Annotated in this window: 12 protein-coding genes; 11 read left to right on the top strand and 1 reads right to left on the bottom strand. The window is 58.4% G+C overall.

Going from position 1 to position 10,244, the window contains the following annotated elements; all coding sequences use genetic code 11:
• Positions 1–184 precede the first annotated feature (184 nt).
• Positions 185–1,228 carry an aminopeptidase gene (locus ACMWL8_RS13445; RefSeq protein ID WP_045261234.1) on the bottom strand — a complete coding sequence of 348 codons (1,044 nt, stop codon included), beginning with the start codon at positions 1,226–1,228 and terminating at the stop codon, positions 185–187.
• 246 nt (positions 1,229–1,474) lie between these two features.
• On the opposite strand from ACMWL8_RS13445, the gene cysG reads away from it, so the two are divergent.
• From cysG to ACMWL8_RS13390, 11 genes are all read left to right on the top strand, one after another.
• Entirely contained in the window at positions 1,475–2,824 is a 1,350-nt protein-coding gene (gene cysG / locus ACMWL8_RS13440) for a siroheme synthase CysG (protein ID WP_162196524.1), read from the top strand.
• A gap of 9 nt (positions 2,825–2,833) precedes the next feature.
• A complete protein-coding gene (gene cysD, locus ACMWL8_RS13435) occupies positions 2,834–3,742 on the top strand; it encodes a sulfate adenylyltransferase subunit CysD (RefSeq protein WP_008499613.1) in 909 nt (302 codons plus the stop codon).
• 9 nt (positions 3,743–3,751) lie between these two features.
• The gene (gene cysN / locus ACMWL8_RS13430; RefSeq protein ID WP_045261235.1) at positions 3,752–5,176 is read left to right on the top strand and encodes a sulfate adenylyltransferase subunit CysN; all 1,425 of its coding nucleotides are present in this window, start codon (positions 3,752–3,754) and stop codon (positions 5,174–5,176) included.
• The gene (gene cysC / locus ACMWL8_RS13425; RefSeq protein WP_028014242.1) at positions 5,176–5,781 is read left to right on the top strand and encodes an adenylyl-sulfate kinase; all 606 of its coding nucleotides are present in this window, start codon (positions 5,176–5,178) and stop codon (positions 5,779–5,781) included. Before cysN ends, cysC begins: the two co-directional genes overlap by 1 nt.
• 58 nt (positions 5,782–5,839) lie before the next feature.
• Positions 5,840–6,166: a DUF3561 family protein gene (locus ACMWL8_RS13420; RefSeq protein ID WP_028014241.1), complete on the top strand. Its 327-nt coding sequence runs from the start codon at positions 5,840–5,842 to the stop codon at positions 6,164–6,166.
• Positions 6,167–6,245: 79 nt separating this feature from the next.
• Positions 6,246–6,557: a cell division protein FtsB gene (gene ftsB / locus ACMWL8_RS13415; RefSeq protein ID WP_003862095.1), complete on the top strand. Its 312-nt coding sequence runs from the start codon at positions 6,246–6,248 to the stop codon at positions 6,555–6,557.
• Between the two features lie 19 nt (positions 6,558–6,576).
• A complete protein-coding gene (gene ispD / locus ACMWL8_RS13410; RefSeq protein ID WP_028014240.1) occupies positions 6,577–7,287 on the top strand; it encodes a 2-C-methyl-D-erythritol 4-phosphate cytidylyltransferase in 711 nt (236 codons plus the stop codon).
• Positions 7,287–7,766: a 2-C-methyl-D-erythritol 2,4-cyclodiphosphate synthase gene (gene ispF / locus ACMWL8_RS13405; RefSeq protein ID WP_006811766.1), complete on the top strand. Its 480-nt coding sequence runs from the start codon at positions 7,287–7,289 to the stop codon at positions 7,764–7,766. Before ispD ends, ispF begins: the two co-directional genes overlap by 1 nt.
• Positions 7,763–8,812 carry a tRNA pseudouridine(13) synthase TruD gene (gene truD / locus ACMWL8_RS13400; RefSeq protein WP_045261236.1) on the top strand — a complete coding sequence of 350 codons (1,050 nt, stop codon included), beginning with the start codon at positions 7,763–7,765 and terminating at the stop codon, positions 8,810–8,812. The genes ispF and truD overlap by 4 nt, the downstream gene beginning before the upstream one ends.
• Complete coding sequence (gene surE / locus ACMWL8_RS13395; RefSeq protein WP_041908434.1) at positions 8,793–9,554, top strand: 5'/3'-nucleotidase SurE; 762 nt, start codon at positions 8,793–8,795, stop codon at positions 9,552–9,554. The genes truD and surE overlap by 20 nt, the downstream gene beginning before the upstream one ends.
• On the top strand, positions 9,548–10,174 hold the full coding sequence (locus tag ACMWL8_RS13390; protein ID WP_028014237.1) for a protein-L-isoaspartate(D-aspartate) O-methyltransferase: 627 nt from the start codon (positions 9,548–9,550) through the stop codon (positions 10,172–10,174). The genes surE and ACMWL8_RS13390 overlap by 7 nt, the downstream gene beginning before the upstream one ends.
• Positions 10,175–10,244: the final 70 nt, after the last annotated feature.

Below are 10,244 nucleotides of genomic sequence, written 5' to 3'. Positions count from 1 at the left end.
AAACTCGGTACGTAATGACATGGTATCTCTCGCATCCCAGGGCATAAGCGACTCCATAAACGGGTTCTTATGCCTCAGTTGTAAGTGTCTACCATGTCCCCGAACAAGTGTTCACTATGTCCCCGGACCGTACAGTGGGAGAGGGTTGGGGTGAGGGCATCAGGCCCCGCTATACTTAAAAACCTCAGGCTTTGCCCGCTTTCGCCAGCTCCTTCACCAGCGGCAGCATCACTTTCACCACGTCGCGGCTGCGGTGCTCAATCCGCTGCGGCAGCGTTTTATCAATGTGCTGCTGATTATCCAGCCGCACATCATGCCAGCTGGTCCCGTCCGGGAACGCTTTCGATTTAGCGCGCTGCTGATAGCCATCCTTTTTGCCCAGCGCCCAGTTCGTCGCCTCGACGTACAGCACCGGAATGCCTGCCTTATCAAACACTTCCCCGTCGTTACAACAGCCAGTGCCTTTTGGATAATCCGGGTTACCGCCTGGGTTTGTTGCGGCATAGACGCCATGCGTACGGGCAAGCGCCAGCGCACGGTCGCGGGTGAGTTTACGCACGCTGCTCGGCGTGCTCTGTCCACTATTAAAATAGAGCTTATCGCCCACGATCAGGTTATCGAGGTTAATCACCAGCAGCGTATTTTTCTTCTCCTCAGCGCTCATCCGTTTAAGGAGATTCTCAGCGCCGAGTTTTCCTTCTTCTTCGCCGCTGGTCGCCACAAAGCGAATACCGTATTTCGTCGGAATATTTTTAAGGCGTTCAGCCAGTTCAAGCATCACACCGAGACCCGCTGCGTTATCGTCCATGCCCTGCAGCGTCAGTCCCCCGAGGTTATTATCAATATCGGCGTCGCTCATTGGCGCATAGGTATCCAGGTGCGCCATGATAATAATCTGCTCAGCCGCTTTCCCCTCATGCGCCGCAATCACCGTGCTGCCGGTCACGTTATGCCAGTTTTGCGTTTTATTGCGTGAGGTATAGATGTAGCGGCTGTGAAACGAGCGTATGTCACTCTGGTAGCCCATCAGTGCAAACTGCTGGCGAATATAGTCGGCGGAGAGCATCTCCGCGGGTGAACCGGTCATGCGGCCAGGGAAAACCGTCGCAATATGTCGCGCCTGCATAGTGGCGATTTCACCATAAGGTTGATTTTTTGCCTGAGCCGGAAGGATAAAGCAAACGCCGAGCGCCAGGGCAGCAATACGGTGGCGCGTTGCGGAAAACATAGTGAGTCCTTAAAAACAGAGCAAAATAATAACGTGCATAGTATGAAACTGTGATCGTCCATACACAATTTGAATTGCTCTTAAATGCCCGAAATTTCGCGTGTTAAGCATTTTTTGGTATTTGCTTTTTCACGGCGTTATTCCATTGAGTAACTACTCATTCCAATTCGTAATTTCATTCGATCTAAGCCGCCCCCTATAGTCCCTCTATTCCTCGTTGTTAGTGAGTTGTTGCCTGTGGACTATCTGCCCCTTTTTGCCGCCTTAAAAGACCGACCGGTACTGGTTGTCGGCACGGGAGAAATTGCCGATCGCAAAATCGCGTTTTTGCAGCGCGCAGGGGCACAGGTGCGGGTTGTTGAAGAGGCGGATTTCGACGAGTCACAGATCGACAGCGTGGTGCTGGTGATTGCGGCGACTGAAAATCGGGAACTTAACCGGCGGGTCTCCGACGCGGCCCAGGCCCGTTACCGTCTGGTGAACGTGGTGGACGACCAGCCTTTATGCTCGTTTATCTTCCCGTCGATCGTTGACCGCTCGCCGCTGCTGGTGGCGATCTCCTCCGGCGGCACCGCGCCGGTGCTGGCGCGCGTGCTGCGGGAAAAGATCGAAGCGCTGCTGCCGACCAGCCTCGGGCGCATGGCGGAGAAAGCCAGCTACTGGCGCAACCATCTGAAAAACCGCCTGACCAGCGTGACGGAACGCCGTCGCTTCTGGGAGCGCGTATTTCGCGGCCGCTTTGCCAGCCTGATGCAGGCGGGCAATGAGACGGCGGCGCAGAAAATTCTCGAAGACGAACTGGATAACCCCGGCAGTACGGGCGGGGAAATTATTCTGGTGGGAGCCGGGCCGGGGGATGCCGGTTTGCTGACGCTGCGCGGCCTGCAGGTTCTGCAGGATGCGGACGTGGTGTTCTACGACCACCTGGTCACCGATGGCGTGCGCGAGCTGATCCGTCGCGATGCGGAGCAAATCTGCGTCGGCAAACGGGCAGGGGAACACTCCGTGCCGCAGCACGATACCAACCAGATGCTGATTGACGCCGCGAAAGCGGGCAAAACCGTGGTGCGCCTGAAAGGGGGCGACCCGTTCATTTTCGGTCGCGGCGGTGAAGAACTGCAGGCGGCAGCCGAGGCGGGCGTACCGTTCCAGGTGGTGCCCGGCATCACGGCGGCGTCAGCCGTGACGGCCTACGCCGGCATTCCGCTGACCCATCGCGATTACGCCCAGAGCGTCACCTTTGTGACCGGGCACTACAAGGCCGACAGCACGCCGTTCGACTGGTCGCACCTCGCCCAGAGCCGACAAACGCTGGCGATATACATGGGCACGATGAAGGCCGCAGACATCAGCGAACAGCTTATTCAGCACGGTCGCGAGGCGACGACGCCCGTTGCCGTCATTTCTCGCGGTACGCGCGTCGATCAGCATGTTGCTATCGGCACATTACAAGACCTTGCAACCCTGGCGAAAGACGCCCCGATGCCTGCCCTGATCGTGGTGGGAGAGGTGGTGCAGCTGCACAGCACCCTCGCCTGGTTCCAACACACAACCGATACAGAAGGCTTTGGTTCTTCTGTTGTAAATTTGGCTTAAGGAACGGTTATGGACCAAAAACGACTTACTCACCTGCGGCAGCTCGAAGCGGAAAGTATCCATATTATCCGCGAAGTGGCCGCCGAGTTCTCTAACCCGGTGATGATGTACTCCATCGGTAAAGATTCCAGCGTCATGCTGCACCTGGCGCGTAAAGCGTTTTATCCGGGCACGCTGCCGTTCCCGCTGCTGCACGTGGATACCGGCTGGAAATTCCGCGAAATGTACGAATTCCGCGACCGTACCGCCAAAGCCTACGGCTGCGAGCTGCTGGTGCACAAAAATCCGGAAGGGGTGGCGATGGGCATTAACCCGTTCGTCCACGGCAGCGCCAAGCATACCGACATCATGAAAACCGAAGGGCTGAAGCAGGCGCTGAACAAGTACGGTTTTGACGCGGCCTTCGGCGGCGCGCGGCGTGACGAAGAAAAGTCCCGTGCTAAAGAGCGTATCTACTCCTTCCGCGACCGCTTCCATCGCTGGGATCCGAAAAACCAGCGCCCGGAGCTGTGGCACAACTACAACGGCCAGATCAACAAGGGCGAAAGCATTCGCGTCTTCCCGCTCTCTAACTGGACCGAGCTGGATATCTGGCAGTACATCTATCTGGAAAACATCGAGATTGTTCCGCTGTACCTGGCCGCCGAGCGCCCGGTGCTGGAGCGCGACGGCATGCTGATGATGATTGACGACGATCGTATCGACCTGCAGCCGGGTGAAGTGATCAAAAAACAGATGGTCCGTTTCCGTACCCTCGGCTGCTGGCCGCTGACCGGCGCGGTGGAATCGAACGCGCAGACGCTGCCGGAGATCATCGAAGAGATGCTGGTGTCCACCACCAGCGAGCGACAGGGGCGCGTGATTGACCGCGACCAGGCAGGCTCCATGGAGCTGAAGAAACGTCAGGGTTATTTCTAAGGAGCCGCCATGAACACCACTATTGCTCAACAAATTGCCAACGAAGGCGGCGTGGAAGCGTATCTGCACGCCCAACAACACAAAAGCCTGCTGCGCTTTCTGACCTGCGGCAGCGTGGATGACGGGAAAAGTACCCTGATTGGCCGCCTGCTGCACGACACGCGCCAGATTTATGAAGATCAGCTCTCTTCCCTGCATAACGACAGCAAGCGTCACGGCACCCAGGGCGAAAAACTTGACCTGGCGCTGCTGGTGGACGGCCTGCAGGCGGAGCGCGAGCAGGGCATCACCATCGACGTGGCCTATCGCTATTTCTCCACCGAGAAGCGCAAGTTTATTATCGCCGACACCCCGGGGCACGAGCAGTACACCCGCAATATGGCGACCGGCGCATCCACCTGCGATCTGGCGATCCTGCTGATGGACGCCCGTAAAGGCGTGTTGGATCAAACCCGTCGCCACAGCTTTATCTCCACTTTGCTGGGGATCAAGCACCTGGTGGTGGCGGTCAACAAGATGGATCTGGTGAACTTCAGCGAAGAAAAATTCGAGGAGATCCGCCAGAGCTACCTGACCTTTGCCGAACAGCTGCCGGGCAACCTGGATATTCGCTTTGTGCCGCTCTCGGCGCTGGAAGGGGATAACGTCGCCTCCCAGAGCGCAAACATGCCGTGGTACAGCGGCCCGACGCTGCTGGAAGTGCTCGAAACCGTTGAAATTCATCGCGTGGTCGACACTCAGCCAATGCGCTTCCCGGTGCAGTACGTGAACCGTCCAAACCTCGATTTCCGCGGCTTCTCCGGCACTATTGCTTCCGGTTCCGTGAAGGTGGGGCAGCGCGTGAAGGTGCTGCCATCCGGCGTGGAGTCAGCAATCGCTCGCATCGTGACGTTCGACGGCGACCTGCAGGAAGCCGGGGCAGGGGAAGCGGTCACGCTGGTGCTGAAAGACGAAATTGATATCAGCCGCGGTGACCTGCTGGTCGACGCGCAGGAGACGCTGGCGGCGGTGCAGGGCGCTTCCGTGGACGTGGTGTGGATGGCCGAACAGCCGCTGACCGCAGGCCAGAGCTACGACATCAAAATTGCGGGCAAGAAAACCCGCGCCCGCGTGGACGGCATTCAGTTCCAGGTGGACATCAACAACCTGACCCACCGTGACGTGAGCGAGCTGCCGCTGAATGGTATTGGCCTGGTGGATCTGACCTTCGACGAGCCGCTGGTGCTGGATCCGTATCAGCAGAACCCGGTGACGGGCGGGCTGATCTTTATTGACCGCCTGACCAACGTTACCGTCGGCGCGGGCATGGTGCGCGAGCCTAACGCGCAGGCGAGCGTGACCTCTGAGTTCAGCGCCTTCGAGCTGGAGCTGAACGCGCTGGTGCGTAAGCACTTCCCGCACTGGGGCGCCCGCGATCTGCTGGGAGGCAAGTAATGGCCGCCCATGATGAGAACGTCGTCTGGCATCCTCATCCGGTCACCGTCGCCCAGCGCGAACAGCTTCACGGCCACCGTGGGGTGGTGCTGTGGTTTACCGGGCTGTCTGGCTCCGGTAAATCCACGGTGGCGGGCGCGCTGGAAGAGGCGCTGCATCAGCAGGGAGTAAGTACCTACCTGCTGGATGGCGACAACGTGCGTCACGGCCTGTGCAGCGATTTGGGGTTCAGCGACGACGACCGCAAAGAGAACATTCGCCGGGTAGGTGAAGTCGCCAGCCTGATGGCAGACGCCGGGCTGGTGGTGCTGACGGCGTTTATCTCGCCGCACCGCGCCGAGCGCCAGATGGTGCGCGAGCGCGTGGGTCAGGATCGCTTTATCGAAGTGTTTGTCGATACGCCGCTGGAGATCTGCGAAGCGCGCGATCCGAAAGGGCTGTACAAAAAAGCGCGTGCCGGCGAGCTGCGAAACTTCACCGGAATTGACTCGGTTTACGAAGCGCCTGAATCGCCTGAGATTCACCTGGAAGGTCAACAATTGGTAACAAATTTAGTAAGCCAATTATTAGACCTGCTCAGACGGGACGATATTATCAGATCCTGAGGCGGTATCGTTCGGGAGCTGTCTTCCCGAACGATGAGTCACGGTCACAGGATTAGCTATGCGCAACAGTGAAAACTACATTATTACCACCGGGTCGGAACCGTTAACCACCGACAATGAGACGACCTGGTCCTTCCCTGGGGCGATAGTCGGCTTTGCGTCGTGGTTACTGGCGCTGGGTATCCCGTTTTTGATCTACGGTGGTAACACCCTTTTCTTCTTTCTCTACACCTGGCCCTTCTTCCTGGCGCTGATGCCCGTTGCGGTCGTTGTCGGGGTTGCGCTGCACTCCCTTTTCAACGGCAAGCTCCTGTACAGTACGGTTATCACGATTGCCACCGTTGTCGTCATCTTTGGCCTGCTGTTTTTATGGCTGATGGGCTAACTTGCGACATAATTAAAACCCCGCAGTAGAGTCGAACGGAAAGTTATGGGATGATGATGCCGTTTTTTCAGGGGGCAGGATGGGTAAACTAACGCTGCTGTTGCTGGCTTTGCTGGTCTGGCTGCAATATTCGTTGTGGTTCGGTAAGAACGGGCTGCACGACTACAGCCGGGTGAGCGATGACGTCGCGGCTCAGCAGGCAACAAATGCCAAACTTAAGGCGCGTAACGATCAACTCTTTGCTGAAATTGATGACCTCAATGGCGGCCAGGAGGCGATTGAGGAGCGCGCACGCAATGAACTCAGTATGACTAAGCCGGGCGAAACCTTTTATCGTCTGGTTCCGGATGCGTCTAAACGCAATCAGGGCTCAGCACAAAACAATCGATAATCAGGCCCAGGATTACGACATGGCAGCAACTTTTTCGGACGTATGTGCCGTGGTGCCGGCCGCAGGTTTTGGCCGGCGCATGCAGACAGAATGTCCCAAGCAGTACCTCTCAATTGGCGATAAAACGATCCTTGAGCACGCCGTGGCGGCGCTGCTGGCGCACCCGCGGGTGACGCACGTGGTCATCGCCATCAGTCCCGGCGATGCCCGCTTTGCGCAGCTGCCGCTGGCAAACCACCCACAGATTACCGTAGTTGATGGCGGCGCCGAGCGCGCCGATTCCGTGCTGGCGGGCATTCAGGCTGCCGGAAGCGCCCAATGGGTGCTGGTCCATGACGCGGCACGTCCGTGCCTGCATCAGGACGACCTGGCACGCCTGCTGGCGCTGAGCGAAACCAGTAAAGTGGGCGGCATTCTGGCCGCGCCGGTGCGCGACACCATGAAGCGTGCCGAGCCGGGCAAGCGTGCCATCGCCCACACCGTTGAGCGCGTCGACTTATGGCACGCGCTGACGCCGCAATTTTTCCCCCGCGAACTGCTCCACGACTGCTTAACGCGTGCCCTTAATGAAGGCGCGACCATCACGGACGAAGCCTCCGCGCTGGAGTATTGCGGTTTTCACCCCACGCTTGTTGAAGGGCGCGCTGATAATATAAAAGTGACGCGCCCGGAAGATTTACAGCTCGCGGAATTTTATCTTACCCGTTCGACCCATCAGGAGAAGGCATAATGCGAATTGGACACGGTTTTGATGTACACGCCTTTGGCGGAGAAGGCCCAATTATCATTGGCGGCGTACGTATTCCTTACGAAAAAGGGCTGCTGGCGCATTCTGATGGCGACGTGGCGCTGCATGCGCTGACCGACGCGCTGCTCGGCGCTGCCGCGCTGGGTGATATCGGCAAGCTGTTCCCGGACACCGACCCGGCCTTTAAAGGGGCGGACAGCCGCGAACTGCTGCGCGAAGCGTGGCGCCGTATTCAGGCGAAAGGTTACACCCTCGGCAACGTCGACGTGACGATTATTGCCCAGGCCCCGAAAATGCTGCCGCACATTCCGCAGATGCGCGTATTTATCGCTGAAGATCTGGGCTGCCATATGGACGACGTCAACGTCAAAGCCACCACCACGGAGAAGCTGGGCTTTACCGGTCGTGGCGAAGGGATTGCCTGTGAAGCCGTGGCGCTGCTGGTGAAGGCGGCAAAATGACGGACTTCGATAATCTGACATACCTGCACGGCAAGCCGCAGGGGAACGGGGTGCTGAAAGCCAGCCCGGAAGATTTCCTCGTGGTGGAGGATCTGGGCTTTGAGCCCGATGGCGAAGGCGAACATATCCTGGTGCGTATTCTGAAAAACGGCTGCAACACCCGCTTTGTGGCCGACGCGCTGGCAAAATTCCTCAAAATTCACGCCCGGGAAGTGAGCTTTGCCGGGCAGAAAGATAAACACGCCGTCACCGAGCAGTGGCTCTGCGCCCGCGTACCCGGCAATGCGATGCCTGATTTAAGCAAATTTGAGCTTGAAGGCTGTAAGGTGCTGGAGTACGCCCGCCACAAGCGCAAGCTGCGCCTGGGGGCGTTGAAAGGCAACGCGTTTACGCTGGTGCTGCGCGAAGTGACTAACCGTGAAGACGTTGAAAAGCGCCTGAATGCCATCAATGAACGCGGCGTTCCGAACTACTTTGGCGCGCAGCGCTTTGGCATTGGCGGCAGCAACCTACAGGGCGCGCTGCGCTGGGCGCAAAGCGATGCGCCGGTGCGCGACAGGAATAAACGCAGTTTTTGGTTGTCGGCGGCCCGCAGCGCGTTGTTTAATCAGATTGTGAGCGAAAGGCTGAAAAAACCGGACGCGAATCAAGTTGTTGTTGGCGATGCGCTACAATTAGCGGGACGCGGAAGCTGGTTTGTGGCAACGGCCGAAGAAATGGCCGATGTGCAGTCGCGCGTGGACGCCAAAGCGCTGATGATTACCGCAGCTTTGCCGGGCTCAGGCGACTGGGGCACCCAGGGCGATGCGTTGAGCGCTGAGCAGTCCGCCGTGGCGGATGCGCCGGAATTACAATCCTTGCTGGTGCGGGAAAAAGTCGAAGCAGCGCGCCGTGCGATGCTGCTCTATCCGCAGCAGTTAAGCTGGAACTGGTGGGATGACGTGACCGTCGAGTTACGCTTCTGGCTGCCGGCAGGTAGCTTTGCCACCAGTGTTGTCAGGGAACTAATCAACACCTCGGGTGATTATGCGAATATTGCTGAGTAACGATGACGGGATCCACGCGCCGGGCATTCAGACCCTGGCGAAGCACCTCCGTGAATTTGCGGATGTGCAGGTTGTGGCCCCCGATCGTAACCGCAGTGGAGCGTCTAACTCACTGACGCTGGAGTCGTCGCTTCGCACCTTTACCTTTGAAAATGGCGATATTGCCGTGCAGATGGGCACGCCGACGGACTGCGTGTTTCTGGGCGTGAACGCGCTGATGCGCCCGCGTCCGGATATCGTCGTCTCCGGCATTAACGCCGGGCCGAACCTCGGCGATGACGTGATTTACTCCGGAACGGTAGCGGCGGCAATGGAAGGGCGCCATCTGGGGTTCCCGGCGCTGGCGGTCTCGTTAAACGGGCACACGCACTACGATACCGCCGCCGCGGTGACCTGCTCGATCCTGCGGGCGCTCGGCCGCGAGCCGCTGCGTACCGGGCGCATTCTCAACATCAACGTGCCGGATCTTCCTCTCAATGAAATTAAGGGCATTCGCGTTACGCGCTGCGGAAGCCGGCATCCGGCCGATCAGGTGATCCCGCAGCAGGATCCTCGCGGCAACACGCTTTACTGGATCGGGCCTCCTGGCGATAAGTGCGATGCGGGTCCGGACACCGACTTTGCCGCCGTGGATGATGGCTATGTCTCGGTCACTCCGCTGCACGTAGATTTAACCGCGTATAGCGCGCATGATGTGGTGTCGGGCTGGCTGGATCGCGCAGGAGTGAACGCGCAATGGTAAGCAAACGTGTACAAACTCTTCTGGAACAACTTCGCGCACAGGGGATCCGCGACGAGCACGTGCTTGAAGCGCTCGCTCAGGTCCCGCGTGAGAAATTTGTAGACGAGGCGTTTGAACACAAAGCGTGGGAAAACGTAGCGCTGCCCATCGGGCAAGGCCAGACGATTTCGCAGCCTTATATGGTGGCGCGGATGACGGAGCTGCTGGAGCTCACGCCCGACTCACGCGTGCTGGAGATTGGCACCGGGTCGGGGTATCAGACCGCCATCCTGGCGCATCTGGTACACCATGTCTGTTCCGTAGAGCGGATCAAAGGTTTGCAATGGCAGGCGCGTCGTCGCCTGAAACAACTTGATTTACATAATGTTTCGACACGACACGGTGATGGATGGCAGGGTTGGCAGGCTCGCGCCCCGTTTGACGCTATCATCGTGACGGCGGCTCCGCCTGAAATTCCCGCTGCGCTCTTGTCGCAGCTGGATGAGGGGGGCATTCTTGTTCTGCCCGTCGGGGACGAGCAGCAGCTATTAAAGCGCGTTCGTCGGCGCGGCGGCGAGTATATTATCGACACCGTGGAAGCCGTGCGCTTTGTGCCTCTGGTAAAGGGGGAGTTGGCCTGAGACTCGGATTTATCCAGGGTTATTAAGGCAAATTCAGCGTATGGTGTGGCGCGAAAGATTCGTGTCATCA

Source organism: Enterobacter sp. 04-C-12-SI-ECC (assembly GCF_047530715.1).
Taxonomy (GTDB): domain Bacteria; phylum Pseudomonadota; class Gammaproteobacteria; order Enterobacterales; family Enterobacteriaceae; genus Enterobacter; species Enterobacter bugandensis.
Note: the sequence above shows the minus strand (reverse complement) of the source record. Positions and strands in the feature narration are given on the sequence as shown.